This is a genomic window from Calditrichota bacterium (assembly GCA_014359355.1).
GTDB lineage: Bacteria > Zhuqueibacterota > Zhuqueibacteria > JANLFK01 > Oleimicrobiaceae > Oleimicrobium.
Genome location: JACIZP010000209.1, coordinates 1 through 25,840 on the forward strand (window position 1 = coordinate 1; position 25,840 = coordinate 25,840).

Annotated in this window: 25 protein-coding genes; 6 read left to right on the plus strand and 19 right to left on the minus strand. The window is 61.2% G+C overall.

The genetic code is table 11. The features are described from left to right. From H5U38_09410 to H5U38_09420, 3 genes are all read left to right on the plus strand, one after another. On the plus strand, nt 1-567 hold a 567-nt coding region (locus tag H5U38_09410; GenBank protein ID MBC7187237.1), incomplete at its 5' end, for a L,D-transpeptidase family protein. A 57-nt stretch (nt 568-624) separates the two neighbouring features. After that, a complete protein-coding gene (locus tag H5U38_09415; protein ID MBC7187238.1) occupies nt 625-1,338 on the plus strand; it encodes a L,D-transpeptidase in 714 nt (237 codons plus the stop codon). 55 nt (nt 1,339-1,393) lie between these two features. Further along, nucleotides 1,394-2,173: a hypothetical protein gene (locus H5U38_09420; GenBank protein MBC7187239.1), complete on the plus strand. Its 780-nt coding sequence runs from the start codon at nt 1,394-1,396 to the stop codon at nt 2,171-2,173. Between the two features lie 78 nt (nt 2,174-2,251). Here H5U38_09420 and H5U38_09425 read toward each other — a convergent pair whose 3' ends face one another. Beyond that, nucleotides 2,252-3,253, minus strand: a complete 1,002-nt coding sequence (locus tag H5U38_09425; protein ID MBC7187240.1) for a hypothetical protein — start codon at nt 3,251-3,253, stop codon at nt 2,252-2,254. Between the two features lie 189 nt (nt 3,254-3,442). On the opposite strand from H5U38_09425, the gene H5U38_09430 reads away from it, so the two are divergent. The 3 genes from H5U38_09430 to lptG are packed head-to-tail and all read left to right on the plus strand — an operon-like array spanning nt 3,443 to nt 6,930. Beyond that, nucleotides 3,443-4,846 (plus strand): LptF/LptG family permease, encoded by a 1,404-nt coding sequence (locus tag H5U38_09430; protein ID MBC7187241.1) that lies wholly within the window; start codon nt 3,443-3,445, stop codon nt 4,844-4,846. Beyond that, nucleotides 4,843-5,820 (plus strand): trypsin-like peptidase domain-containing protein, encoded by a 978-nt coding sequence (locus H5U38_09435; GenBank protein MBC7187242.1) that lies wholly within the window; start codon nt 4,843-4,845, stop codon nt 5,818-5,820. The genes H5U38_09430 and H5U38_09435 overlap by 4 nt, the downstream gene beginning before the upstream one ends. Nucleotides 5,821-5,853: 33 nt before the next feature. Next, on the plus strand, nt 5,854-6,930 hold the full coding sequence (gene lptG / locus H5U38_09440) for an LPS export ABC transporter permease LptG (protein MBC7187243.1): 1,077 nt from the start codon (nt 5,854-5,856) through the stop codon (nt 6,928-6,930). Between the two features lie 59 nt (nt 6,931-6,989). Here lptG and H5U38_09445 read toward each other — a convergent pair whose 3' ends face one another. The 18 genes from H5U38_09445 to H5U38_09530 form a co-directional block, all read right to left on the minus strand. Continuing rightward, entirely contained in the window at nt 6,990-8,159 is a 1,170-nt protein-coding gene (locus H5U38_09445; GenBank protein ID MBC7187244.1) for a M28 family peptidase, read from the minus strand. A 14-nt stretch (nt 8,160-8,173) separates the two neighbouring features. After that, a complete protein-coding gene (locus H5U38_09450; GenBank protein ID MBC7187245.1) occupies nt 8,174-8,812 on the minus strand; it encodes an isochorismatase family protein in 639 nt (212 codons plus the stop codon). Further along, on the minus strand, nt 8,809-9,030 hold the full coding sequence (locus H5U38_09455) for a cold shock domain-containing protein (GenBank protein MBC7187246.1): 222 nt from the start codon (nt 9,028-9,030) through the stop codon (nt 8,809-8,811). The genes H5U38_09450 and H5U38_09455 overlap by 4 nt, the downstream gene beginning before the upstream one ends. A gap of 37 nt (nt 9,031-9,067) precedes the next feature. Beyond that, complete coding sequence (locus H5U38_09460; protein ID MBC7187247.1) at nt 9,068-9,871, minus strand: carbohydrate ABC transporter permease; 804 nt, start codon at nt 9,869-9,871, stop codon at nt 9,068-9,070. Continuing rightward, on the minus strand, nt 9,868-10,773 hold the full coding sequence (locus tag H5U38_09465; GenBank protein ID MBC7187248.1) for a sugar ABC transporter permease: 906 nt from the start codon (nt 10,771-10,773) through the stop codon (nt 9,868-9,870). Before H5U38_09465 ends, H5U38_09460 begins: the two co-directional genes overlap by 4 nt. Next, nucleotides 10,760-12,076: an extracellular solute-binding protein gene (locus H5U38_09470; protein MBC7187249.1), complete on the minus strand. Its 1,317-nt coding sequence runs from the start codon at nt 12,074-12,076 to the stop codon at nt 10,760-10,762. Before H5U38_09470 ends, H5U38_09465 begins: the two co-directional genes overlap by 14 nt. A gap of 67 nt (nt 12,077-12,143) precedes the next feature. Beyond that, entirely contained in the window at nt 12,144-12,800 is a 657-nt protein-coding gene (locus H5U38_09475; GenBank protein MBC7187250.1) for a hypothetical protein, read from the minus strand. A gap of 65 nt (nt 12,801-12,865) precedes the next feature. Beyond that, complete coding sequence (locus H5U38_09480) at nt 12,866-14,596, minus strand: NAD-dependent malic enzyme (protein MBC7187251.1); 1,731 nt, start codon at nt 14,594-14,596, stop codon at nt 12,866-12,868. A 110-nt stretch (nt 14,597-14,706) separates the two neighbouring features. Next, nucleotides 14,707-16,101, minus strand: a complete 1,395-nt coding sequence (locus H5U38_09485; GenBank protein MBC7187252.1) for a phosphomannomutase/phosphoglucomutase — start codon at nt 16,099-16,101, stop codon at nt 14,707-14,709. Next, nucleotides 16,098-16,946 carry a peptide chain release factor N(5)-glutamine methyltransferase gene (prmC, locus tag H5U38_09490; GenBank protein MBC7187253.1) on the minus strand — a complete coding sequence of 283 codons (849 nt, stop codon included), beginning with the start codon at nt 16,944-16,946 and terminating at the stop codon, nt 16,098-16,100. The genes H5U38_09485 and prmC overlap by 4 nt, the downstream gene beginning before the upstream one ends. 40 nt (nt 16,947-16,986) lie before the next feature. After that, on the minus strand, nt 16,987-18,066 hold the full coding sequence (gene prfA / locus H5U38_09495; GenBank protein ID MBC7187254.1) for a peptide chain release factor 1: 1,080 nt from the start codon (nt 18,064-18,066) through the stop codon (nt 16,987-16,989). 30 nt (nt 18,067-18,096) lie between these two features. Further along, on the minus strand, nt 18,097-19,056 hold the full coding sequence (locus tag H5U38_09500; GenBank protein MBC7187255.1) for a DUF1385 domain-containing protein: 960 nt from the start codon (nt 19,054-19,056) through the stop codon (nt 18,097-18,099). A 62-nt stretch (nt 19,057-19,118) separates the two neighbouring features. Then, nucleotides 19,119-19,343, minus strand: a complete 225-nt coding sequence (gene rpmE, locus H5U38_09505; GenBank protein ID MBC7187256.1) for a 50S ribosomal protein L31 — start codon at nt 19,341-19,343, stop codon at nt 19,119-19,121. A 105-nt stretch (nt 19,344-19,448) separates the two neighbouring features. Further along, complete coding sequence (locus tag H5U38_09510; protein ID MBC7187257.1) at nt 19,449-19,742, minus strand: hypothetical protein; 294 nt, start codon at nt 19,740-19,742, stop codon at nt 19,449-19,451. Between the two features lie 12 nt (nt 19,743-19,754). Then, nucleotides 19,755-22,868: an efflux RND transporter permease subunit gene (locus tag H5U38_09515; protein MBC7187258.1), complete on the minus strand. Its 3,114-nt coding sequence runs from the start codon at nt 22,866-22,868 to the stop codon at nt 19,755-19,757. Between the two features lies 1 nt (nt 22,869). After that, nucleotides 22,870-23,964 carry an efflux RND transporter periplasmic adaptor subunit gene (locus H5U38_09520; protein ID MBC7187259.1) on the minus strand — a complete coding sequence of 365 codons (1,095 nt, stop codon included), beginning with the start codon at nt 23,962-23,964 and terminating at the stop codon, nt 22,870-22,872. Nucleotides 23,965-23,988: 24 nt separating this feature from the next. Further along, on the minus strand, nt 23,989-25,374 hold the full coding sequence (locus tag H5U38_09525; GenBank protein ID MBC7187260.1) for a TolC family protein: 1,386 nt from the start codon (nt 25,372-25,374) through the stop codon (nt 23,989-23,991). Nucleotides 25,375-25,417: 43 nt separating this feature from the next. After that, a partial coding sequence (locus H5U38_09530) for a hypothetical protein (GenBank protein ID MBC7187261.1) occupies nt 25,418-25,840 on the minus strand: 423 nt, incomplete at its 5' end.

The following is a 25,840-nucleotide window of genomic DNA, read 5'->3' on the forward strand; positions in this document are numbered from 1 at the left end:
AACACCGTACGCGCCTACTTCGCCAAGGTTCCTACATGGCAAAAGTGGGCGGAGGAGACAATTGCCTACTCTAAGGAACACGCCTGCACGGTGATCATCGTTGACAAGTTCGCGCACACATGCCGGGTCTACCGGGCAGGCAAACCCGTGGCAGAATTCCCGGTGGAGCTGGGCCAAAACTGGATGGGCCACAAGCGACACAGAGGGGACAATGCGACACCCGAGGGGCACTACGTGGTCACCCAGAAAAAGGCAAGGCGGTCCACCATTTACCACAAGGCCCTGGTCATCAACTACCCCAACGAAACAGACCGTCGTCAATTTGAGGCTGACAAACGAAGCGGCCAACTGCCGCCTGGAGCGCAGATCGGCGGGCTCATCGAAATCCACGGCGAGGGTGGCAGGGGCTTTGATTGGACCAACGGCTGCGTGGCCTTGACCAACGCCGATATGGACCGGCTGTATGACATGGTCGACGTGGGTACTAGGGTGACCATCGTCGGCTCTCTGCGCACCTGGGAGTCATGCTTCCGCGGCACAAACTATGTTACTGTTGGCACAAAATGAGTCTGGCGAATTGGCTGTCCACAGAGTATGAGCCTTGTGATGTCGAGCGACCTTGACATGCGCAGCTCCGTGCCGGATGAGGCAACCCCCGCGGTTCGTTTGGCGCCTGCCTCCAAGCCGCATTGGTTCGCCACCTCCGCAGCAGGCATTGCGGTTGGCTTGCTGTTGCTCCTCGCGGCGCCAGCGCTGGAAAGCAATATCGAAAAGGTGGTGGAGTCGGCCCATGCAAGTGCTCCACCCCCGACAGCTTCCGGCGTGGACTCAGCTCGGGAACGGCAGCTGCGGCGCAGCGTCGCAGAACTGCGGCGCCGCTTCAAGCAGCTTACGCCCACAGGGCACTACCTCATCGTAGACACCGCCAACAATCGCATCTTTGTCAAGTCCGGCGACCGCCTGGTGCACGAGGGGATCTGCTCCACCGGCAGCTACGTGATGCTCCGCGCCGGGGACAAACGCACCTGGGTGTTCCAGACGCCCAGAGGGATGTTCAGGGTGCACGCCAAGTTAGAAGCACCGGTGTGGCGGAAGCCCGATTGGGCGTTCATCGAAGAAGGCAGAGAACCACCGCCTCCAACGCACCCGGATAGATTCGAGTTTGGCGTGCTCGGTGAATATGCGCTGGCGTTCGGGGACGGTTACCTCGTGCACGGTACGTTGTACAAGCGTCTGTTAGGGATGCCGGTCACCCACGGCTGCGTCCGCCTCGGTGACGAAGATCTGCGCATCGTCTACCACAAGTTGCAGGAAGGGTCAAGGATTTACGTGTACTGATATGCGCCGCCACGTTCGGAAATCACTCGCGGAAACTGAGCGGCAGAGCGATGCTGTGCGCGAGAGGTCGAGACATCGCTTCTGGACCCGCCTGCTGCTGTTTCTCTTGCCAAGCCTCCTGGTCTTCGGGGGTGCGGTCCTCTGGCCTGTGTTTGTCGATCCCCTCCCTGCGGACTCTGCGGCTGGGCAAGCCTCCGCTGGCGGCAGGACTCCGCTAAAGTTCGAGCTTTCCTTGGCGCCGCTTCTCGTGGAGGAGGCGTTCCTCAAAAATCGCCTCACCATCGCAAAGACCGATTCTGTTGCCCTGAGCATCGATTTGGTCGATAGCCTCTTGACTTTGGACATCAGGGGGGTCCCGGTGCGCGAGTGCAAGATCCAGCGCTATTCGACGAGCGGCGCACTGCACCGCGCCCGGCGTTCGCCTCGCCTCAGCGGGTGGGTGAGCAGGCCGTTTGTCTTGCGCAAAGGTTGGGGGACCATCGTCAAGGCGCCCATCAAGAAGGTGGACGCACCCAAAGACACCGTGGAAGCGGAAAGGCTGGCCAACATGACGCCACCGCCTGACAGCGGCGATGTGGCGTTCATCTTGGAATTCACGCGCCGTTTGACCGTCAAGGTGAGCCAGGCAGAGGAGTTCTCCGGAAAGGGTCACCTGCAGAAGCTCGCGATGCTGGCCAAGCACCGCGTGGCGAGTCTGGCGGAGGGCGTTACCAATTTCCGCCGGCTTCGCCAGCCGGCACCGCCGCTCATCGTGAGCATAGAACTGTCGCGCGCGGACGCCAAAGCCGTCTATCGCGCGCTCCCCCGTCACGCTCTGTTAGCATTTCGCTTCTAAGCCGCCCCTCTCACTCGACGTACCTGCCTATTCAGCTCCTGCGGGCTCCGTCGTCATCCGACTAGCCTGATGCCCCGCTCAACTACCCTCGGGGTGACTATCGGTCGCTGGCGGAGGATTGCTCCGGTCGAGAAACTCGCGCACGTAGGAGGCCAGACGCGTGGCGATGAGGTCCACGAGCTCGTCGGGCACGCCATCGGCGTAGCGCGACTGCATGCGCATGTCACAGAGTTCGTTCACATAGTCGATGACCACGAAGGTCCCTTGCTGATTCAGGGCAATCTCTGTGGAAAAGAAGCGCAGGTGGCAGATGGAGGCGATCTTTTCCACAATGGAGAAGAGCGGGGCCAGCTCGTACCGAGCGATATCTTCGGCAGTGAGCATCTGGTACACGTGCGTTCGGTCGTTCCACCAGGCACACTGGGTCAGTCCGCACACGTAGTAGCCGCGGAACCAGAATTGCTTGCCGTCGCGCTCCATCGGGACGACCTTCTGCTGGAGGAGGTATTTGTCGTGGCGGTGTTCCTGGCGGGCTTCGAGGACGTCTTGCAACGTTTCGGCGCCTTCGACCACGCCGATGCCGCCGCCAGTGGTGTTGGCCGGTTTGATCACGAACGGCCGCCCGAGATGCGCCAGGTCGGCCACGGACAGGCGCACCTCCTCCGTCGAATGAAAGGGCGGCAGGATGATAGTGAAAGGAGTATGGAGCCCGTTGGCGATGAACTCCAGGTGCATGGTGGCTTTGTCTGAGGCCCAGCGCAGCTTCTCGAGCGGCTCGAGCACCTCGCCGCCCTGCTCGGCAACCAGACGCTGCAGGGCGTAGAACTCGTGGGCAGCGTCGCTGGCACGGTCGAAGAGGAAACGGATGCGCACTCTTCCCGCAGCGAGCAGTTCAAGGGTGCCGGCAAGATTGTTCTTCCAGACGATGAGCGTACGCAGCCCCAAGTCCTCCGCGCGTCGCGCCACAAGCCGGACAAAGTCCCAATCGTACTCCCAGTCGAGCGCGAGCGCCAGGTCATAGGTCATTACCGAACCGCTGCCCGCGCTTGGGGGCGGCGATGTTTCGTCAGGAGTTACCATGCTCAAGGTCCCAAAATTCCGTCAACGGTGCGCGAACCCCCTTGCACCAGGCCAATTTGCCAAAATACCACCATTTTGTCAAGCGAAAACTTTTCCCCCGGGCCAACCGGCCAGCTCTCGAAAAATCGGTTGCAAAGCCAGAGGCAATTTGGTATATTCCCACCGCATACGTAAGGAGCAAGGTGGCTCATGCTGATATTGCCCCGGTACATTATCCGCGAACACATCGGCCCTTTTCTCTTTGCCTTTTTTGTCATCACCCTTTTCTTTCTTCTCAACATCCTGTTTCGCGAACTGGGCCGGCTGCTGAGTCGCGGTCTGGAGTTTGCGCTCATTGTGGAGTACCTCACGCTCCACATGGGGTGGATTGTGGCGCTCACTTTGCCGATGGCCGTTCTGCCGGCGGTGCTGATGGCATTTGGCCGCCTGTCCTCCGACAATGAGATTGTCGCCATCAAAGCCAGTGGCATCAGCCTATACCGCATCATCGCGCCAGTGTTGGTGGCGGCTGCTGGCCTCTGCGCCTTCTGCATCTGGTTTGGCAATAGCATCCTGCCCGACATGAACCACCGTGCCCGCCTGCTCACCGCCGATATCGCGCGCAAGCGCCCCACCCTCACCCTCGAGCCAGGCGTCGTGTTTGAGGTGAGTCCTTCGCTGCATCTGAGCGCGCGGGTCATCAAGGAGGCGGAAGGCTATTCCAAGCTCTGGGGCGTCATCGTGGACGACTACAGCGAGCCAGATGTAACCCAGACGGTGTTCGCCGATAGCGGCGAGATTCGCGTTGACAAGACGCACGGCATCCTCACCTTGGACCTCTATCACGGGGCAATTGAGAAGATTGATTACCGCAAGCTGGGCGAATACGTGCACATCTGGTTCCCGCACATGCGTATTACCCCTGAGGTGCCCGGGTTGGTACTCAGCCGCAGCGAATCGGAGTACCGCGGCGACCGGGAGAAGAGCGCTCGGACCATGTTGCGTGAGGTGCGCCAGAAGCGAGAGCTGCTGGCCGCGCAGGAGGCAAGAATCAAGCAGTTGCTGGCGCAGCCACAGACCCAGGCCCTGCAGACGCTGCTGCCCCGCAAGGCCTTGGATAAGCTGCGCGCCCAGGATGTGGATAGGCTACTCCGCCAGTGGGACGCAGCCAAGGCGCAAGGGACGGAGAAGCTGGAGCTCACCCAGATGCAGATCCGCACCTTGAACAACGTGCGGGATGCCCTGCTGAACATGGAGTCGCTGAAGAAGAGCATCAGCAAGCTCATGGTGGAAGTACACAAGAAGTACTCCATCCCCGTGGCCTGTCTGGTCTTTGTGCTCATCGGCACGCCACTGGGGATCATGGCGCATCGCGGCGGGTGGGCAGTTGGAGGTGGCATCAGCCTCTTTTTCTTCCTTCTGTACTGGACGCTCTTGATTGGCGGCGAGGAGCTGGCCGACAGGCGCATCATCAGCCCGTTCTGGGCCATGTGGTCAGCAGACATTCTGGTGGGGGCCGCCGGCGTCTACCTTCTCATCCGCACTGCGCGCGAGACCACGCTCATCGACTTTGGCCGATTGCGCGCGATTGTACGAAAGGGGAGTTCCCCATGAAGCTGCCATTGGCCTTTCTCGCAATCATAGTGGGCTTTACCATCCTCTGCTCGTGTGCGCGTATGGCCTCTCACGCGGGGCTCGCACCGCTGCCCCAGGAGGAGCGCGTACGAGAGCTGGCCCTCCTCGAGCCCTCGGTGGTGAAAATCACCTGCTCAGCCTACTACCGCAACTACATGTACCCGCGCCCGGGAGTGCAGCAGCTCCCGGTCGAGCAGAAACTCACTAGCAGCTCAGTGGCGGGCACCGGCCTGGTGCTGTTGCAAAACAGCCGGGAAATGCTTGTGCTCACTTGCAACCACGTGGTCGAATTCGCCGATACCGTCCGCCACTACTTTCTTGACGATGCTAAGCGTCCCACAAACCACCTGCGGCAGCTGTCCATCAAGTACCGGCAGGACATCTTCGTCTTCCACCGCAGTGGAGAGTGGACGGCAGGCGAACTGGTTGCGGCTGATCGCGAGAACGACATCGCCTTGCTCAAGACCTCGCGCGCCGGCCAACAGATGGCAGAGAGCCCCTTGCCTTTCCCCTTCGGCGACGCCGGAGACCTGAAGCTCGGGCACGAGGTCTACGTGCTTGGCTTCCCCAAAGGGTTCTTCGTGGTAACCAGCGGGCTGGTGAGCCCCTCACGAGGTCGCGGCAGGTTCATGGTGGACATCGCTTTCAACCGGGGCTACTCTGGTGGGGTGGTGGTACATCGCAACGAACGCCAGGGACGCATGGAGTACGTGGGGATGGCCACCTCGGCTGCCTATGACTCGCAGTACCTGCTTGTCCCCCCTACCGACACGACACCACCGACCCCTGAGCCCGACATTCCCTACACGGGCGATGTCTTCGTGGAGGAGCTGAAGCTGATCAATTACGGCATCACTTTTGTCGTCAGCAGCAACACTGTGCGCAATTTCCTGCGGACCAATCTCGACCTGTTGCAGCGCAATGGGTTCGCCGTCGAAACCCTTCTCAAGTGAGGTGAGCTGCAGCCGACGAAAGAGTTGACAGCCATGCGCATTCTTGACCGCTACATCGCCCGCCGCTTCCTGAGCAACCTCACTTTTGCTCTGGTCGCATTTGCCGTCATCTTCATCGTCGTCGACATGGTGGAGAACCTCGACGCCTTCTTGGATCGTCACGTGTCGTGGACGATCGTGGCCAAGTACTATCTTCTGTACCTCCCTTACATCGTGGTCATGAGCCTGCCAGTAGCTGTGCTGCTTGCCAGCCTGTTCTGCATGGGAACGCTGGCCAAGCACAACGAGCTGGTGGCAATGAAGGCCACAGGCACATCCCTCTACCGCATACTCCTGCCGATGATCGTGCTGGGAGTGCTGGTCAGCGTTGCGGACATTTTTGTCGGCGAGGTGGTGTCGCCAGTGGCCAATCGCCGCAAGCGGGAGATTAGGCTGGACTACATCGAGAAGCACGACTTTAACATTCGGCGGCGCATGACCAACCTCATCGTGCGCGATCGTGCGGATCGGCGTGTGCTCATCCGCTACTATGACTCCAAGCAGCAGACCGCCTACCGGGTCAGCATCCAGGAGTACGAGGGCTCCACGGTGAGGCGGCGCCTCGACGCACCCGTCATGCGCTGGACCGGCAGCAACTGGCGCATGGAAAACGGGTACGAGCGCCTCTTCGCCGACGGACAAGAGCAGGCAGTGGCCTTTGCCAGCCTTGACGTCCCAGACCTCGGCGTCACGCATCGGGAGTTGGCACGAGTGCAATTGGAGCCGGAAGAGATGTCCTATGGCGAGCTGCGCGAGTTCATCGAGGAGGTGCGCCGCAACGGCGGCAAACCACATCGTTGGCTGGTGGATCTCTACCTAAAGATCTCCTTCCCCTTCAGCAACCTCATCATTCTCCTCATCGGGGCCTCTCTTGCTTCCAGCAAGCGCCGCAGCGGTGTGGCGGTGAGTTTCGGCTTCAGTCTGGTGATTTGCTTCCTCTACTTCGGCTTGCTGAAGACGGGACAATCCCTGGGCCACGCTGGCACTCTGCCCCCGCTCTTGGCCGCATGGCTGGGCAACCTGGTGTTCCTTGCCGTGGGCATTGTCTTGGTCGCCCGCACGCGGACGTGACAGACGAGACTGCTGGGCAATGGCTCCCGGACTGGTAATGCCCGGCCAGGCCCAGCGCTTCAACTGGGGGATGGGCCCCCTGAAGCAGCGTCCAGCCGGCGTAGCAGCGCCAAGGCAAAGCGCGACGCCAGCTCCGGCACGCGAAAGTCCACGTTCTCCAGCGTATCGGTGGGCCAGTGCCAGTGAGGCAGACCGCCGGCAGCGTCGGTGGCAAGTAAGAGGAGCGTAGAGTAGCCCTTCCGCGCTGGGACAATGGCGTCGGTGTACGCAAGCCGGTACAGCCAAGGAGTGACTTCGCGAAACGCCCCCCGCGCAGCAACTTCACGCGCCATCTCCAGCAGCGGCCCGCGGAATCGACACAGGTCGAGCACCCCTTCGCCCACGCAGTAATGAAGTTGGCCGCTGCCCAGGGAGTCGAAGACCAAGAAATGTGTCTGCGCTGTCGGCAACTCCGCGGCATGGCGTCGCACAAAATCGGCCATGCCCAGGGCGCCAGTCTCCTCGCTCCCGGTGGCCACGAACCACACTTGACAGGTGCGAAGAGGTTCCTCTTTGAGCGCTGTGGCCACGTCCAACAGCACCGCAACGCCGCTGGCGTTGTCGGCTGCTCCCTGCACCAACGGAGCTGCCAACCCCGCATGGAGCAGGACCACGAGGTAGGCGAAAACGTACACTAACCCGGCCACGAGCAGTATGTCGACCAGCCAGCCGCGCACTCCCAACGCCCGCAGCAAGATGAGCAACTCGATGGCCACCAGCACCCCTGTCCCCAAAAGAAAGTTCGCTCGGAAGCTCCGCACCCGCTTAGGGTGCCACATCAACCCGGAGCGAGCCGTGTCATAGTGGGCACTGAGGACGACGCGACACTTCGCATGCGGATTCCCCAGCTTGGCGACCACATTCTGTGACGGCGCGCGGCTGAAAAGCCGGGCCAGCGGCTTGAAGCGCACCGAAAAGTGCCCCCAAAACAGAAGCAACCCAAGAGTGCAGACCAGGAGGCCGACCAGAGGCCAGTAATGCGCAGCGACGATGGCCACGGCAATGGAACCAACAATCACGAGCAGCTCCCAGGTCATGCGCCTCAGGGAGCGGAACGACTCCAACCATGGCTCCAAGCCCAGCGCACGCATTGTCGCAAGGAGGTGCTCAGCAGCCCGGCGCTCGTAAGCGCTACAGCTACCCCGGTGCGGAAATGCACACAGCTCGGCAATGAACCTGCGGATGCGCATGGCTCAATCCCACCTCAGCTCGACTCAGGCGTCGGCATACGCACTGGTGCACTGCCTTGGCGCAACGCCTGCACGACTTCCTCGCAGGTGACAAGGTAGGCGAAGCCGTAAGCCAAGTTGCGCAGAGTGGCGTGATGATACTCCGCGTTTGCCGTGGCAGTGCCGTCGACCAGAAAGAAGACGCGAAAGTCGCGCACAAAGGCGTCACGGGCGGTGGTCTCGCAGCAGAGGTTGCTCATCACTCCGCCGATGATAAGGTCCTGCGCCCGCAACGAGCGCAAGGCACGGCCCAGAGATGTGCGGAAGAAGGCGCTGTAGCGGGTCTTGGCTACGACCAACTCCTCAGGCAGCGGCGCTACCTCCGGGAGGAATTGCCAGGCGGGGCTCCCTCTCATGATGACCTGCCTCCACCACTGGCTGAGCATCCCCCCGTCCCGGGCAGGGTCGGTGTGGCCATGCTGCGTGAACACCACCGGCACCGAGCTGGCGCGACACGCATCGATGACGCCACGCAGGGGCGCAAGAATCGGCATGGCCACCGAACGAAACTCCTCCTGCATGTCGATCACCAGAAGCGCGGCCCGCGCAGGTCGCGGAAGCGTGGGCGCAGCGCCCGCCTCCGGCACGATGCTGAGGAGCTCCTGCCTGGTCACTCTTCCCGTCCCTTGCCGATGACCCGCACATTGATGGCGCGGTCGCCCTTCACCTCGCGCCGCACATCAAAAGCCACGCGCTGCCCCTCCTCCAGCCCACCGGAGCGCACGCGCGGGTCCAGGTCGTTGACGTGGACAAAAAGGTCCTCATCGTCATCGGACAAGATGAAGCCAAACCCTCGTACCGGGTCCCACTTTTTCACCGTTCCGTACTTCATGGCGCTCCCTCCTGCAAGAAGCCGCAGCGGGCAAGGCTCACTTCAACTGTTGGCCAACAACGCCGGCCACAAACCACTTCTGGAAGAGGAAGAAGAGCGTGATGGGTGGCAGCAAGGCCACCATCCCCGCTGCGCTCAGTCCCCCCCAGTAGGTTCCCCAACTGCCGAGAAATGAAAGAATCCCTTGTGGTAACACGCGCAGGTGTTGCGACGAAGTCAAAGCGAACGAGTACAAGTAGTTGTTCCACGAGTTGATGAAGACAAACACCGCCACAGCCACCATGCCAGGCGCCGCCATGGGGATCGCTACCCGGAAGAGCACGCCCAAGCGCGAGCAGCCGTCGATCATCGCTGCCTCTTCCGTTTCCACCGGGGTGGCCGCGATAAAGTTGCGGAGCATCCACACCGTGAACGGCAGGTTAAAGACCACATTGGCAATGATGACTGCCCAAAGGGTGTTGTAGAGTCCCACTTTGTTGAAATAGGCAATGAGCGGCACCAACACCGCCACGGGCGGCAGCAAGGGCAGTACCATGAGCACCACCCCCATGCTCTGCCCCCGAAAGCGGAAGCGGGCCAGTGCATAGCCGCCCAGGAGCGAGGCAATCAAGGTGATGACAATGGCTCCCAACGAGACCACCAGGCTATTGCGCAGGTAGAGCAGGAACTCCGGCCGGCCAAGCACCATCCGGTAATGCTCGAGCGTCCAGGTGCGCGGCACGAAACGGTACTCGAACTGCCCCGCAAATGAGGTACGCAGCCCCCACAAGAAGGGAAAAAGGGTCACCACCAGCACGATGACTGCGCCACACCAAAACAGAAGGTCGCGCCGCGCTCTCATTGTGGCTCCCTTAGCCCCCCGGTCAACCGCAGATAGGCAAGCATAAACAGCACGCCGACGATGACCAAGACAATGCCGATGGTAGCACCGCTGTTCAGGTCAAAGTTGATGAAGGACATCTTGAATAGTCGGACGGCCGCCACCTCGGTGCTGTAACCCGGCCCACCCTCAGTCATGGCGTAGACGGTCTCCGCATCCTGGAGGGTCCACATGGTGATCACCACCAAGACCACGCCGAGATGAACTTTGGTCAGCGGCAGGGTCAGGTAGCGAAACTGCGTCCACCTGCCGCCTCCGTCGACCTTTGCCGCCTCGTACACCTCCGGGGGGATACTAGCGATGCCGGCGGCCAGAAAGAGCATCATGAACGGGAACGACCGCCAGAAGCTGTGCAAGATGATGGTACCCATGGCCAAGGTTGGCTCGGTGAGAATCACGTGCTGCTGGCCAGTGACGTTCTGCACCACCCAGCTGAGAGGCCCGAACGTGGGGTCCACCAGAGAGCGGAAGAGCAGAGCGCTCACCACCGGCGCCACGATCCAGGGAAGCAGGTAGATGCCACGCAGGGCGCGCGCCGCTCTGAGCGGCCTGGTAATCAAGAGCGCTGCCGCATAGGAAAAGGGAAGCGACAGCGACAGGTTCCCAAGCACGTAGAGCAAGGAAAGGGTGATGTTGGTCCGGAACCGCGTCTCGCTCAGGAGGAGCCGATAGTTCGCCCCGCCGACAAAGCTCGTCGTCCCATTCAGCGCCGTCTTGAACAGGCTCAGCACCGCCCCAGAAATGACCGGGGAGATCATGAAAAACAGAAGCAGGAGCGCAGTCGGTGCAAGGAGGGCATACGGCAGCCACTCCCTGCGCCGCAACTGCCGACGCCCCCGGCGCGACTTTTCACTCACCGGCATATCGGGCATTGTACTCATTCTGGAAGCGCTGTAGCGTCTGTTGCACCGGGGCCTTCTTCACCAGAATCTCCTGCAGCGCAGCAGCTATGGTGTTTGCCAGCTCGTCGCAGTAAGCCGTGTACGGCATTGACTCCCCATGCTGCACCGCACGGAACCATACCTGGTAGAACGGCGTCTGGAACTCGGGCCGCTGCCAGGCCGAGAGGCGCGTTGGCAGGCCGGCATCGGGGAACGAGAGCAAGGTTTCTGGTCTGAGCAACGTTTCAATCAAAGCCACACCCAACTCGGGGTCCTTGCAAAGGGCGTGGAGGGACACGGTCCACGCGTTGGTGAACATGGCCTTGGTGCGCGTCGGCGTCTCGAACACGCTAGCGACGGGCGTCTTCACCTCGGCCGTCGGCGGGAAGGCCCCAACAATCCATCCCTTCTCCTCCAAGACCTGAATCCAGTAGCTGCCCCATCCCCAGGCCATGGCAAATTTACCGTCAAAAAAACCCCTGAGGATGACGTCGTCGTACGTGCCGCTGGTGACAAAAGTGGGGGTGACTTTGTAGCGGTGCACCAAGTCAAACAAAAACTGCGCAGCGCGCACCCCGGCGCTGTCGGCAAAGGTGGCCTTCTTGGTCTGCTCATCCCAAGGGGTGCCGCCGAAATGCCAGACCAAGGGGGTAAAGTAGATTTCGAAGGTGGCCCGAGACGGACCCACGTACATGCCCAGACCCCACTGGTCGATCCTACCGTCCCCGTCGGTATCCCTGGTCAGGCGGCGCGCATACTCGACCAGCTCCTCCAAGTTTTCCGGTGGCCTGTCAGGATCCAGTCCTGCTTGCAAGAAGAGGTCTCGACGATAGGCCACCACGCGCGTGTGTGCACCAAGCGACACGGCGGTCCGCTTGCCATCCCGCTCGCCGACGTTCCACACCGGATTCCAGGCAAAGTCGGCGATCTCCTCGGCTGACCAGTTCAGGTAGGGGGAAAGGTCAAGCAGGTCGCCCACTGCCGCATGTTTGGCCAGAAGCTGGGGCGAGCTCCACACCACGTCGTGAGGGATCCTCGCACGAAAGTCGGCCATGCACTTGCTATCGATCTGATCCCATTTCATCTGCTCGTGCTCGACCTTCACCCCTGGATGGTCCCGCTCAAAGTCGGCGATGGCCTTGCTGAGCCACTCCCAGTTCGCCTTGGCCGAACCTCCTCCTACCGGGTCGTAGATGTGGGCAAGCTTTACGACCCTCTGTGGCGGCGACTTGTGGCAACTAACGGCAAAGGCGAGGCACAAGAGTATGGCATTCAGGCGTCGCATGGGCGCTCTTGGGGATGGAAAGTCGCCTGCTTGGTCGCGAGTGCGGCGTGCCTGCCAAGCCAAAATCTTAGAGCAGCGCCTTGAGGGCCGGAACCCACGCGCTCTGCGGATACTTCTGGATGAAATACTCTGGCGGTTTGGGGAAGCTCCACACCTGCCCTGTGGGGCTCTTCAGTTCCCGCACCTCCGAGGCCGCCTCATGTTCCACATGCCGAGTGCGGTCAGTGGCGCGGTCGATGATGAAGCGGTTGGTGAGCATGTTCACCACGCGCCCCTTCGGCTCAAAGGCAAAGTAGTCGCCGTCGAACAGGATGATAGTCTTGGATGAAGGCTGCAGCATGTACGTGCTTCCCGAGAAGCGCAGCGGGTTGCTGATCGTCAACAGGTCGCCGGTGGAGAGGGTGAACCTTATTCCTTTCAGGGCATACTGCCCGGGAGGCACGTTGGCCAGAGCGAAGTAGCCGTTTTCGTCGGTCTGCGTCCAGTAGCCCTTGATCTGCTCCTTGCCGTTCTGGGTTACCTTGCCCATGATCGCCACCTCGATGCTGGGCCTGTAGATCTCGAAGCGCTCGTTGTAGTAGTTGTTCACCACGAAGGCAGCGCCAATCACCAGCACCGAGTTCTCCGAGGTCGGCTCAACCAAACCCTGGTAAGTCGTCGCACAGGACAGCAGGATGGCGCCGCTCATGATCAACCCCATCAACAGCACAGTGCGGACGCGCATTGTCACCTCCTCTTGGCTTGTTTCGTTTGCACCAAGTCCATGGCTCCCGGAGGCACACCTCTTTCTCAGTAGAGCACGGGCTCGGGCCGCACGTAGCGGTAAGGCAAGTACTTCGGTTCCCACATGGCGTTGGTGATGACCCGCAGCAGCCCCTCGTCGTCCAGGCGCATGCCCAGCCCGGAGTCGCGCGCCACCTTGGCGACCGCTAAGGCCACCAGCGCGGATACTCGCCTGATGTCGGAAATCCGAGGCAACGTCTGTCCCTGAGCCAGCTCCTCCGGAGAAAGCATATCGGCCAAGGCCCGCGACGCGGCCATGAACATCTGATCCGTAACCTTCGGCGTCCCGGACACCAGCGCCCCCAAACCCATTCCTGGGAAGACATACAAGTTGTTGCACTGAGAAACGACCCGCATTTTGCCATTGACTTGAAGCGGTGGGAACGGGCTCCCGGTGGCGCACAGGCACCTACCGCCGGTCACTTTGAACGCAACGTCAGGGGTGCATTCCGACTTGGACGTGGGATTGGAAAGGGGCATAATCACCGGCAAGGGAGAGTTTTCGGCCATTTGCCGCAGCACCGCCTCATCGAATGCTCCGTGCTGGCCGGTGACGCCAATCAGCACCGTTGCCTTTGCATTGCGCACCGTGTCCAACAAGCCGATATGGTTGGGGTCGCTCAGCTGCCAATCGGCAATTGCCGCCCGGGGTTTCAGCCAGGGGCGCTGTTCCTCACTCACCTGCATCCCCTCCACCAGCAGGCCATCCTTGTCCAGGCCAAAGATGAGGGCCTTGGCTTCCGTATCGCTCAGCCCCTCCTCCATCAGGCCCGTGTGAATCTGGCGTGCAATGCCGATCCCTGCCTGTCCCTGGCCCAAGATGACGAACCGCTGGTCGCGCAGCCGTTCGCCCTTGATGCGCATCGCTGCCAGGAGCGCAGCTACCGTCACCGCGCCGGTGCCCTGGATGTCGTCATCGAAGGAGCAGATCCGTTCCTGGTAGCGCTCAAGGAGCCGGAAGGCGTTGTGCTTGCCAAAGTCCTCCCACTGCAGCAGCGCGTTGGGAAAGGTGCGGCGCACCCCCATCACGAACTGCTCGATCACATAGTCGTACTTCTCGCCGGTCAATCGCCGCTGCTTGAGGCCGATGTACAAGGGGTCGCGCAATGCATCTTCGTTGTTGGTGCCCACATCGATGAGCACCGGCAAGCAGAAGGCGGGGTGCAAGCCAGCGGCTGCCACGTACAGGCTGCTCTTGCCGATGGGGATGCCCATCCCTCCTGCCCCCTGGTCACCAAGGCCGAGAATACGCTCGCCATCGGTGACGACAATGAGAGACACGTTCGAAAAGGGCACATTGGCCAACACTTTGTCGATCTTGTGCACGTTGTTGGCCGACACGTACAGTCCCCGCGGCCGGCGGAAGATATGGCTGAACACCAGGCACGCTTCACCCACAGTGGGAGTGTAGACGATGGGGAGCATCTCCTCCAAGTGGTCGAGGAGCAGGCGGTAGAACAGGGTCTCGTTGCGGTCCTGCAGGGAGATGAGGTAGATGTACTTCTCAAGATTGTTCGGTTTGGCACAGAAGCTCTCGTAGGCCCGCATGCACTGCAGTTCCAAGGTGGCAACCAACTCCGGGAAGAGCCCTACCAGATCCAGGGCCTCGCGCTCCTCCTGGGTAAAGGCCGTACCTTTGTTGTACATCGGGTGTTCCACGAGGCGGTGCCCCTTGAACGGTACCTCGATGTACTCCTCCCCGGTGAAAGGGTCCCTTTGTTTCACATACTTGAGCATCGCTCCTCCCATGGTACTCTGCTCGCCTGCTCCCCCAACCACTTCCACGTGGCGAACTACAGACTAAGATAGACAATTAATCGTGAAAGTCAAGCCAAAAAGCACTTGCCTCAGAAGGCAAAATCCTCGTCGCGGAACTCCACTTCTGGGTACGCGCGCAGTTCCTTCTTGAACAGCTCGATGATTTGCTGCAGGCGCTGCTCGCTGCGCGCCTCGAAGCGCAGCACCAGAACCGGCTGCGTGTTGGAGGCACGCACCAGCCCCCAGCCGTCGCCGAAAAGCACGCGCGCCCCGTCGATGTCGATCACCTGGTAGTTGGCCTTGAAGCGCTGCACCAGCTGCCCGACCACCTGGAACTTGGCCTCGTCAGCGCAGTGAACGCGAATCTCCGGCGTGGCGAAGAAATGAGGAATCTCCGCAGCAATCTCTGACAGCGGTCGTCCCTCCTCAGCCACGATCTGCAGCAGTCGACCGGAGGCATAGAGGGCGTCGTCGTAGCCGAAATAGTCATCGGCAAAGAACATGTGGCCGGACATCTCGCCCGCCAGTGGTGCGTGCAGCTCCTTCATGCGGGCCTTGAGGAGCGAGTGGCCGGTCTTCCACATCTCCGGCTTGCCGCCATGGCGCGCGATGAACTCCACCAAGGCCTGGGAGCATTTGACGTCGAACACGATGGGCGCCCCGGGGTTCTTGGCCAGCACCTGCTTGCTGAACAGCGCCAAGAGCCGGTCGGCGAACACTATCTGGCCCTTGTCATCAATGGCGCCGATGCGGTCGGCGTCGCCGTCGTAGCCAATCCCCAGGTCGGCCTTCTCTCCCACGACCCTCTTCTGCAGGTCTACCACGTACTTGGGCACCGTGGGGTCCGGCAGGTGATTCGGGAAGCGTCCATCCGGCTCGCAATACAGGGGGATTACCTCCATACCCAGATCTTGCCACAACTGCGGGGCAATGGGCCCTGCGGTGCCGTTACCGGCATCCACCACCACCTTCAGGCGCCGCGCGAAGTGGAGCTTCTTCTTGAGAGTGGCCAGGTAAGCCGGCAACACATCTTCGCGCACGACTCTTCCCCGCCCCCTCTCGAAATCCTGGTCGGAGATGAGCCGGGCCAAGGCCGCAATGTCGGCACCGTACATGGAGACCAGGCCCAACTTGGGATCGTGCAACGAGATTTTGAACCCGTTGTACTCGATGGGGTTGTGGCTCCCGGTGACCATGACACCACCGCCCAGTCCGAGGTGGAGGATGCTGAAGTATTGCACGGGCGTGGGCACCATGCCGATGTCGACCACGTCCAAGCCAGTCGCGGCCAAGCCCGCAACCAGCACCTCCTGCAAATGCGGGGAGCTGAGGCGCACGTCCCTTCCCACCGAGATCCGCGCCACCCCCTTTCGCCGCATGGCCGTGCCAATGGCCTTGCCCACCGCTTCCACGGTCGCGTCGTCAAAGTCCCTTTCCACGACACCACGGATGTCGTATTCGCGAAAGATAGCCGGATTGATCATTGGGCTTCCTCTCTTCCCTTTCGTGCAAAGACGACTCGTTCTTTTCCTGCCAGATCCGGCAAAACAGCGATGTCCACCAGGCCAGCCCGCGCCAGCAGTCTCCTCATCTCCTGCCCCTGGCCCTCACCGATCTCGGCAAAAAAGGCCCCACCCACGCTGAGCAGCTGCGGCAGCAGAGGAATGAGGACACGATAGAGGTCAAGGCCGTCTGGGCCACCATCCAGCGCAAGGAGCGGCTCATGGTCCTTGACCTCCGGAGCCAAAGCCTGAAGGGCCGGCGCAGGGACGTACGGCAGATTAGCCATCACCAGGGAAAACGCACATCCCACTTTCTGAAGAAAATCCTGCTCGCGGAGATCGGCGTGAACAAGGCGCACTTGTTGGCCGAGGCGCAGCCGGCCGAGGTTAGCGCGCGCCACAGCCAGCGCTGCGCTGCTGCAGTCAACTGCCACCACCACACTGTGCGGGAGGTAAGTGGCCAGGGCTGCGGCGATATTTCCACATCCCGTGCCTACGTCTAAGCAGCGCAGTGGAGTGCCCGCTGCGAAGGTGTGGCGGCAGAACTCCAATGCTCTCTCAACCAGCGTCTCGGTCTCTGGCCTGGGAATGAGCACCGCTGGGGAGACCGACAAGGTCAATCCCATAAAGTCCACTTCGCCGAGGATGTATTGCAGGGGCTCACGCGTCAGGCGCCGCGCCAGGAGCCGGGCGAACCGCTTTCGTTGTCGCTGATCCAGGCTGCGTTCCGGTGCGGCGTAGAGGTCGGCTCTTTGGCAGTGGAGCACATGCATCACCAAGCGCTCGGCCTCAACCTCCGGGCTGTCCACGCCGGCCTTGCCCAGCAATTCGCGCGCCTGGCAGAGGAGGGCGGCAACAGTTGCCTCGTCACTTACCGACGGGGAACTCGGCCTTGAGCTTCTCGGTGCGGTCGGCAATGCGCAACTGCTCAATGAGCTCATCCAGGTCGCCCTGCAGGATTTCGTTCAGCCGGTACAAAGTGAGGCCAATGCGGTGGTCGGTGACGCGGTTCTGCGGGAAGTTGAATGTACGGATCTTGGCGCTGCGGTCGCCGGAGCCCACAATGGAACGCCTGCTGGCAGCGATCTTCTCCCGCTCCTCCTCTAACTTGCGCTCGTATAGCCGAGCCCGTAGGACTTTCAACGCCTTGGCCTTGTTCTTGTGCTGGGACTTTTCGTCCTGGCAGGTCACCACCAGGCCGGTGGGCAGGTGGGTGACCCGCACCGCCGAGTCGGTGGTGTTGACACTCTGCCCCCCTGGTCCGGAGGAGCGGAACACATCGATGCGCAGGTCGCTGGGATCGATCTGGATGTCAATCTCCTCCGCCTCCGGCAGCACGGCCACCGAGGCTGCCGAGGTATGGATGCGACCGCTGGCTTCCGTCACCGGCACGCGCTGCACGCGGTGTACACCCGACTCGTACTTCAGCGTGCCATAGGCGTCGGGCCCGGTGACCAGGAAGATAATCTCCTTGAACCCGCCGATGCCCTGCGGGTGCGAGCTCAGCACTTCCTTCTTCCACCCTTTGTCTTCGATGTAGCGGCTATACATGCGGTAGAGGTCGCCCACGAAGAGGCCTGCTTCTTCCCCGCCGGTGCCGGCCCGAATCTCCACAATGGCGTTGCGCGAGTCCTCCTCATCTGGAGGAATGAGCAGCATCTTGATTTCCTCCTCCAGACGCTCCGCAAGCTCGCTCAGCTCATCCAGCTCCGACTTGGCAACAGCGCGGAGATCGTCATCCTCGCTCTCGGCAAGCACACGGCGGTCTTCTTCCAGCCGTTGCAGCACCGCACGATACTCGGCGGCCTTCTTCACGAGCGGGCCAAGATAGCGCTCCTCCTTGGCCAACTGCCGGTACCGCTCTCGGTCATTGAGCGTTGCCGGATCGGCGAGCAGCTCCATCACCTTTTGATATCGTTCTTCCAATTGCCGCAGTCTATCGAGCATCACACATCACTCCTCATAAGCCAGCCGTGCTCAGAAAGCGGGCCGGACTGGCTCGTCCCCTCCGTCGGGATACGCCGTAGCCAGAGCCGAGACGTCCTCTCCAAGCGCGCTCTTGAGGGCCACGAGCGCAACCTCGAGTTGCCCCTGATCAGGTACCCGGGTGGTCAAACCCTGCAGCCACATGCCCACTGCCACTAACGGCCGCAGCAAAGGATTGCGCGGCCACCTGGCACCAAGCCGCAGCAATTCGTACGACAAGCCGGCGATGACTGGCACCAGCAACAGACGCACCACCACCAGCGGGTCCAGGGGACTGCGTGGCCGCGGCAACATGACAAAGACCAGGACGCTCACCATGGCGACGACCAGCAGGAAGCTGGTGCCACATCGCGCGTGAGCCTGCCCGTGGCGGCTGGCCTCCTCCACCGACAGTTCCCCGCCCTGCTCGTAGGCATGGATGCTCATGTGCTCCGCGCCGTGGTATTCGAACACACGGCGGATCTCTTTCCATTGCGAAATGGCCAGCAAGTAGCCCACAAGGAGGCCCAGGCGCACCACCCCATCGATGAGGTTGAAGAGCAGGCCTGAGCGCACACCTGTCAAATGGGCCACGAGCAGGGGCAGATAGAAAAACAGCCCCAGGCCGATGGCCATCGCCACCACGAAGGTGAGCACCGTCAGCAACCGATTTCCGAGGGTTTGCTTTCCCGACTCTGCCTGACCGTCCTCACCCATTGCCACGCGGCTGGAGAAAGTGAGCGCTTCTAACCCCAGCAACAGCGATTCGACCAGCACCACGCCGCCACGCAGCAAGGCCAGGCCCCAGAACTTGCTCCGCGCAGTCAACGAGCGGAACGGGCGCAGGCGATAGACGATTCTGCCATCCGGACGGCGCACCGCCACCGCCACAGCATCCGGGGCCCGCATCATGACCCCTTCAATCACCGCCTGGCCGCCAACGGACGGCAGTTTCGTCTGCTCAGATCCCATCTTCATTAAGCAAAAAACGGAATACGCCCCCAGCGCATTCCGTTTCTTTCTCCGCCAAAATGCTAAGAGTCGTGCTGCTCAGCCTCTTTCCCGCGCCCGTACTTCTTCAAGAACTTTTCCACACGACCGGCAGAGTCCACCAACTTCTGCTTGCCGGTGAAGAACGGATGGCAGTTCGAACAGATTTCCAGCTTCATGTCGCCCAAGGTGGAGCGCACCTGCCAGGAGTTACCGCAGGCACACCTCACCGTGCTGACTTTGTACTCCGGATGAATGTCCTTCTTCAATCTCTCAACCTCCTCTCCGCAGCTATCTTACGCGCTGCGCAAATATAGCAAAAGCATGCTACGAATGCAAGCGGAAAATCCCCGCCGCGTGGCGCAGGCAATGGCTCACACTTTTTCCTCGACCCCCAGGACGAACGCCTTGACGCCTTTGCCGTGGTGGCGAGCCTTCAGTTCCTTAGCCCGCTCCAGAAGTGCCTCGATGCGCTCCTGACGGTCGACGATGAGCAACATGGCGTTTTCGCCGGGCCACACCGAGGTGCCGAGGCGCGGCCCCCCCGTTAGGCCACGGCCGAAGACCTTCGGGATCAACGTGAAACAGGAGACCTCGCATTCTTCAATGCAATCGAGAACTACCCTTTCCAGGGCGTTGTTGTACACCAGAATCAGCATCTTGTCCATGTCCGCTCTCCCTTAACGGTGAAGGGCGTGTGCCCGCTTCAGACGCGTCTCGGCGATGGAATACAACGTCGGCACAAACACGAGGGTGATGAGGGTCGACACTAGCAAGCCTCCGATCACGGCAACGGCCAGCGGCACCCAGGTCTCCGAGCCCTCGGCACGACTGAGCGCCATGGGCAACAGGCCGAAGATGGTGGTCAAAGCGGTCATCAACACCGGACGCAGCCGCCGCTGCCCAGCAGTCTGCACCGCTTCGCTCACGGCCATCCCTCGAGCGCGGAGGAGGTTCGTGTAATCCACCAACACGATGGCGTTGTTCACCACGATGCCCACGAGCATAATCATGCCAATGAAGGCGTTCACGCTGAGCGTGGTACCGGTGATGAGGAGTGCCCAGATGACTCCCGTCGCGGCAAAGGGCACCGAGAACATGATGACGAACGGGTCGATGAGCGATTCGAACTGTGCCGCCATCACCAGGTAGACCAGCAACATACCCAGCGCCATGGCAAAGAGCAGTTGCTTGAACGAACTGGCTTGTTGCTCCACGGCACCGGTCACTTTCACCTCGATGTCACGTGGCAGGGGCATCTTGGCCAACGCCTTTTTGAGATCCCTCCCGACGGCGCCACTCGAGCGACCCACTACGCCACAGCTGACGGTCACCAGCCGCTGCTGGTTCTTGCGATCTATCTTCACCGGCGCCACATGCTTCTCGATAGTGGCCAGGCTCTTCAGCGGGATGAGCGTGCCGGTCGGCCCCATGATGGAGACGTCGCCGATGTCCTCCACGGCCTTGCGATCTTCCTCCCGCAGCTGGACAAAGATGGGGTACTCATCTCCTGCCTCGCGATACTTCACCACGTCGCTTCCGTAGAAGCTGGTGCGCAAGGCCATACCCACCTGTGCCACGGAGAGCCCGAGGGCCGCGGCCTTGGCGCGGTCAACAACCACCCAATACTCCGGTTTCCCTTCCTCGCGCGAGATCACCACGTCCGTGGTGCCCTTGATTTCCGCCATTATCTGCTGGATCTGTCTGGCGACGTTCTCGGTCGCGGCCAGGTCATAGCCGTACACCTCGACTTCGATGGGCTTGCCCCCTCCGAACATAGCCATGAAAGGGTCGGTGGGGCTAAAGTCCACAGTCTTCAGGCCAGGGATCTTTTGCAATGCCTTGCTCAATCGCTGGCCAATCTCTCGATCGCTGGCGGATCGCTGTGCCCGCGGCACCAAAGTACCTTGGACAGAAATGACGTTGTTTCCCTCCTCTTGTCCCATGCTGGCACCCATGCCAAAACGGCTGGTGCCACAGCGCGCGATGATGACTTGGCGTTCGGGCACCTCCTTGGCGATGATCTCCTCCACCTGCCGCATCACTGCGTCGGTGGTCTCCAGGTTGGTGCCCACCGGCAGCTCGATGACTCCCCGCAACTGCGATTCATCGGTCTGGGGAAAGAACTCGGTATTGACAAAACGCAGCATGCCCATGCTGATGACAAAGATCCCGAGCCCGGCCAGCACCACCACCAGCTTGTGGCGCAATGCCCAGCCCAACAGCCTCCGGTAGCCTTCCTCTATCCGCCGGAACATCTGTTCGCTGCGCGCATAGAGCTTGCCGGAAAATCCCTCGTTGTTGGCCCCGTTGCCGTTGCGCACGCGCAGCAGCTTGGCCGAGAGCATCGGTGTCAGATACAACGAGGTGAACAGCGAAGCTCCCAGCACGAACATCAGCACATAGCCAAGCTGCCGGAAGAGGATGCCCGCGATGCCTTGCACGAACAACAACGGCACGAAGATGACTACCGTTGTCAAAGTGGAAGCGGTCACCGCCATGGCTACTTCGCGCGCACCAAATACCGCACCTTCCTCTGGCCCTTCTTCCAGCTCGGTGCGGTGGCGGTAGATGTTCTCGAAAATCACGATGGCGTTGTCCACCACCATGCCAATGGCGATGGCCACACTGGACAACGACATGATGTTGATGGTGTAGTTGGCCACCCGCAACAAGATGAAGGCGGTCACCAACGAGAAGGGGATAACGAAAGCGATGATAAAGCTCGCCCGCAAGTTGCGCAGGAAGAGCAGTACGACCAGCACCACCAGGATCGATGCCCAGATGACGGTCGTTGCCAGCCCGGCGATGGATTGCTTGATGAACGTCGAGCCGTCGTAGACGCTTTTCACCTCTACGTCCTTCGGCAAAGTGGGACGGATCTCTTCGACCTTCTTCCACACCTCCCTGGTGACGGCAACGGTATTGGCGCCGGACTGCTTCTGCACGATGACCATGACGCTGCGCTTGCCATCCATGCGGCTCACCCGCGTGACCTCGGCGTAGCCGTCCTCGATGGTCGCCACGTCGCGCAGGTAGATGGGCACGCCGCGGACAGTGCCGATGGCCACATCGCCGATTTCCTGCACGGTGCGGAACTCGCCAGGCAGGCGCACGATGTACTCTTTGCTGCCTGCTTTCAAAGAACCGGCGGGCAAGTTGATGTTCGCTGCCTGCAGCATGCGGGTCACCATGTCGATGGATAGGCCTCTTGCCTGCAAGGCCGCCGCATCAACCCTCACGTTGATCTGGCGCTCCAAGCCGCCGAACACCGTGGCCGAACCCACTCCAGCCACGCGCCGGATGGGATCGCAGAGCTTATCGTCCACTAACTTCTGCAACTCAGGAAAGGACTCGTCCGCGCTTATGCCCAAGAATAGGATAGGCATCAGCGAGGCATCGAACTTGAAGATGAGCGGGTCAGAAGCATCTTCCGGCAAGAACGGCGCGTAGAAGCCCAACTTGTCGCGCACGTCCATGGCTGCGGCATCGATGTTTGTGCCCCACTTGAAATAGACCACCGTAGCGGAGATGTTCTCCTGACTGGTGGAAGTAACCTTGTCCACGTTCGGCACTGTGCTCACCGCATCTTCGATCACGCGGGTGACCCGCGTTTCCACATCCTCCGGACCGGCACCCGGGTAGGTCGTGGTAATCGAAACGGCGGGGAGCGTGATGTCCGGCATCAGGTCGATCCCCAACTGGGAGAGGCTCACCAGTCCCAGGATGAGGATGATTACAAAGACGACAAGAGTCGTGACAGGCCTGCGTACGCCCAGTTCCGGAAGGTTCATACTACTCCCCTCCTTCCATGGTCACGCGCGAGCCCTGCTGGAGCATCTGTTGGCCAACCACCACCAGCTGGTCACCCTCCTGCAGCCCGCTCACCACCTCAGCCAAGCCATTCTGCATGATGCCGACGCGCACCCCTTTGCGTACGGCAATCCCATCCTGCACCACGTAAACGTAACGTTCGGCCTCTGTACCGAGCAACGCGTCAGTAGGCACCACGATCGTCTCCTCCCTGGCAGCCACGACCACGGCAACGCGGGCAAACATGCCTGCTTTCAGTTCCAGACGGGGGTTTGGCACCACCACCTGCACCTCAAACGTGCGCGTGGCCGTGCTGGCGGCCGCATTTACTGCCGACACCTCACCGGCAAAGACCTGGTCGGGGAAAACATCCACCCGCACCTCCACCGGCAGCCCCTCGCGCAGCTTTGTCACCTCCCGCTCCGAGGCGTTGATGCGGATCTTGACGCGCGAGAGGTCCACCAGAGTCACCACTCCCTGGGCGCCTGGCATCTGCGGATTGATCATGTCGCCTTCGCTCATGTATTTGGCGGTGACCACTCCCGCAAAGGGGGCTTTCATCACCGAGTGGCGAAGTTGCCATTCGGCCAGGGCCAAGGCGGCCTTTGCCTGCTGCAACTGCGCCTGTGCCGCTTGGTAGGCGAGCTGCACCTTCTCGTACTGCTGGTCGCTCACCGAGCCCTTCTGCTTCAGCTCCTGCATGCGGTTCCAGTTGCGCTCGGCGTCGTCAAAGTTGGCCTGTGCTACAGCCAGCCCTGCCTGTGCCTGCTGCAGTTGCAGGGAAAAGGTTTCGTTGTCGAGTTCGGCGAGCGTCTGCCCTGCCGCCACGCGGTCGCCGATATCCACATAGATCTTGGCGATCTTGCCCCCCACGCTGGGCACCACGCGCATCTCGCGGTAAGGTTCAACGCTGCCGGTATAGGTGAGCACTTCTCTGATCGACCCCTTTGTCACCGGGCTCACCTTCACCGGTACTATGGTGGTTTCGGTGGCCCGGGAATCTCTTTTTGAGGCACAACCTGCCGCCACCATTAGGGCGAGAACCGCGGCCATTGCCGTGAAATAGACTCCTCTCATTGGTTCCTCCATGCTGCACAGCAGCTAATCTTCCTTCTGTTCCGTAGCAATACGGCCCAGGGCACGATCAAGACGCGCCAGGGCAATCTGATAATCGGCCAGAGCAGAGACGTGGTCAGTCTTTGCCTTCACCAACAAGGAATTGGCGTCCAGGACCTCGGTGTTCGTCACCATCCCCTCGTGGAACTTGTCCAGGGTCACCTTGTAGTTTTCCTCAGCCTGGAGCACGTTCTCCTCGGCCAGGGCCAGGCTCTGCTTTGCCTCGTTGATGGCCAATGTGGCCTGCGTGACCTCCAAGGCGATGCCGTCCTTGAGCGCGCTCATGTTTGCCTGCACCTGGCGCAGCTGGCGTTCTGCCTGTTCTTTCTTGTAGCGCGTGGCCCCCCAGTCGAACAGATTGATTTGCGCGGCCACTGTGGCGGTCCAGGTGGCGTAAAAGTCCGGGTTGTACTCGCGGTCCGGCCTCTTGTACCCATAATCCAACACCAGCGCCACCGACGGCAGCCATCCGGCAGAGGCCATGCGCACCGCTTCTTGGCTCAAGCGGCGGTTGTGTTCCATCAGTTGCACTTCCGGGCGCTGGCGGAGTGCAAGCTGGCGCGCCTGCTCGAGGTCGACCTCCACCGGGGGCACCCGTTCCAATTGCTCCGTCAACTCGAGCTCGGTGTCCACTGGCAGACCCAAGAGCATGCACAACGCGCCCATGGCCAGCCGGCGTCCATGCTGCGCCTGAATCTCCATGAGGCGCACGTTGGACAGCTGCACCTTTGCCTTCAGCAGGTCGTTCTTGGTGAGCATGCCCACTTCGTACATGTTCTGCAGGTCTTGCACATATGCTTCCATGCGCTCTACGCCTTGGTGGGCGACTTCCACCATCTTGCCTGCCTTGACCGCTCCCCAGTAGGCTTGCTTGACTTCGAAAATCAGGTCGCCTTTCTCTTTCTTCAGGCTCGCCTCGGCCATCTTCAGCCCCTCCTCTGCCATCTGATAGCCCCTATACAGGCGGCCGCCGGTGAAGAGGGGTTGCTGCAGCGAGATGCCGATCCCGACGATCTCGTCGCGCCCCACCGGGATGCGCTTGGGAAACTGCTGCGCCGGCATGCCCGGGATCTGCGGGAAACTCTTGGAAATCCCCTCAAAGATCCTTCCCGGCATGAAGGGGGCCACGTCCAGACGGCTGTAATTGGCAGAGCCACGAAGCTGGGGGAAGAAGCCGGTTCTGGTCTCCCCCAGTTTGGCCGCGGCCTCTCCCACGCGCTCGCGCGCCACTGTCATGCGTTCGTTCTGGCTCAAGGCCAGTTCTATGCTCTTCTGCATGTCCAGGGCCATACGCTCCTGCGCCACCGTGCCAGAGGCGGCAAGGAACGCAAGCGCCACACTTACAAGCAGACACAACCAACCGTTCCTCATGAGTACCTCGCACTCGATAGGTTATTCGCCACCTTGGCTTTGGTCACCTTCGCTCTCCCCAGGGGGAGAAGACGACTCCGGTGTTCACGGTGAGCACGGTCTGCTCGCTAAAGTGCTCGCCGAACAGGAACCGGTCCCTGGAGAGCAGGTAGGCAACTCTCGCCTCGCCAAACAGAGAGAACCAAGTCGTCAGTCTCAGCTCTATGCCCGCTCCTCCGGTAAGCCCGGCGCTCATTTTCTGCAACGCCTCCCCTTCCACGTTCACGGGATCGCCATTCAGCCCATCGCGGGTGAATCGCCAGGGGAAGATACCGACGCCAGCCACGCCATAGGGGGCCACGGGCCCCAGCGGGAGACGCAGGACGTTGCTGAACGTGACCGCAGGCAGCATAAAGTAGGGCGTCTTGCCCTCCTCCTGCCGGTGTTCCGGGGCAAACGCCGCCCAGCCAAGGTCGACTGCGGCCTC

What these genes read in the sequence shown, in the direction of transcription:
- H5U38_09415 (MBC7187238.1), top strand. Translation starts at nt 625, where the DNA reads ATGCGCAGCTCCGTGCCGGATGAGGCAACCCCCGCGGTTCGTTTGGCG.
- H5U38_09425 (MBC7187240.1), bottom strand. Translation starts at nt 3,253, where the DNA reads ATGGTAACTCCTGACGAAACATCGCCGCCCCCAAGCGCGGGCAGCGGT.
- H5U38_09430 (MBC7187241.1), top strand. Translation starts at nt 3,443, where the DNA reads ATGCTGATATTGCCCCGGTACATTATCCGCGAACACATCGGCCCTTTT.
- H5U38_09435 (MBC7187242.1), top strand. Translation starts at nt 4,843, where the DNA reads ATGAAGCTGCCATTGGCCTTTCTCGCAATCATAGTGGGCTTTACCATC.
- lptG (MBC7187243.1), top strand. Translation starts at nt 5,854, where the DNA reads ATGCGCATTCTTGACCGCTACATCGCCCGCCGCTTCCTGAGCAACCTC.
- H5U38_09445 (MBC7187244.1), bottom strand. Translation starts at nt 8,159, where the DNA reads ATGCGCATCCGCAGGTTCATTGCCGAGCTGTGTGCATTTCCGCACCGG.
- H5U38_09455 (MBC7187246.1), bottom strand. Translation starts at nt 9,030, where the DNA reads ATGAAGTACGGAACGGTGAAAAAGTGGGACCCGGTACGAGGGTTTGGC.
- H5U38_09460 (MBC7187247.1), bottom strand. Translation starts at nt 9,871, where the DNA reads ATGAGAGCGCGGCGCGACCTTCTGTTTTGGTGTGGCGCAGTCATCGTG.
- H5U38_09465 (MBC7187248.1), bottom strand. Translation starts at nt 10,773, where the DNA reads ATGCCGGTGAGTGAAAAGTCGCGCCGGGGGCGTCGGCAGTTGCGGCGC.
- H5U38_09470 (MBC7187249.1), bottom strand. Translation starts at nt 12,076, where the DNA reads ATGCGACGCCTGAATGCCATACTCTTGTGCCTCGCCTTTGCCGTTAGT.
- H5U38_09475 (MBC7187250.1), bottom strand. Translation starts at nt 12,800, where the DNA reads ATGCGCGTCCGCACTGTGCTGTTGATGGGGTTGATCATGAGCGGCGCC.
- H5U38_09480 (MBC7187251.1), bottom strand. Translation starts at nt 14,596, where the DNA reads ATGCTCAAGTATGTGAAACAAAGGGACCCTTTCACCGGGGAGGAGTAC.
- H5U38_09485 (MBC7187252.1), bottom strand. Translation starts at nt 16,101, where the DNA reads ATGATCAATCCGGCTATCTTTCGCGAATACGACATCCGTGGTGTCGTG.
- prfA (MBC7187254.1), bottom strand. Translation starts at nt 18,066, where the DNA reads ATGCTCGATAGACTGCGGCAATTGGAAGAACGATATCAAAAGGTGATG.
- H5U38_09500 (MBC7187255.1), bottom strand. Translation starts at nt 19,056, where the DNA reads ATGGGATCTGAGCAGACGAAACTGCCGTCCGTTGGCGGCCAGGCGGTG.
- H5U38_09510 (MBC7187257.1), bottom strand. Translation starts at nt 19,742, where the DNA reads ATGGACAAGATGCTGATTCTGGTGTACAACAACGCCCTGGAAAGGGTA.
- H5U38_09515 (MBC7187258.1), bottom strand. Translation starts at nt 22,868, where the DNA reads ATGAACCTTCCGGAACTGGGCGTACGCAGGCCTGTCACGACTCTTGTC.
- H5U38_09520 (MBC7187259.1), bottom strand. Translation starts at nt 23,964, where the DNA reads ATGAGAGGAGTCTATTTCACGGCAATGGCCGCGGTTCTCGCCCTAATG.
- H5U38_09525 (MBC7187260.1), bottom strand. Translation starts at nt 25,374, where the DNA reads ATGAGGAACGGTTGGTTGTGTCTGCTTGTAAGTGTGGCGCTTGCGTTC.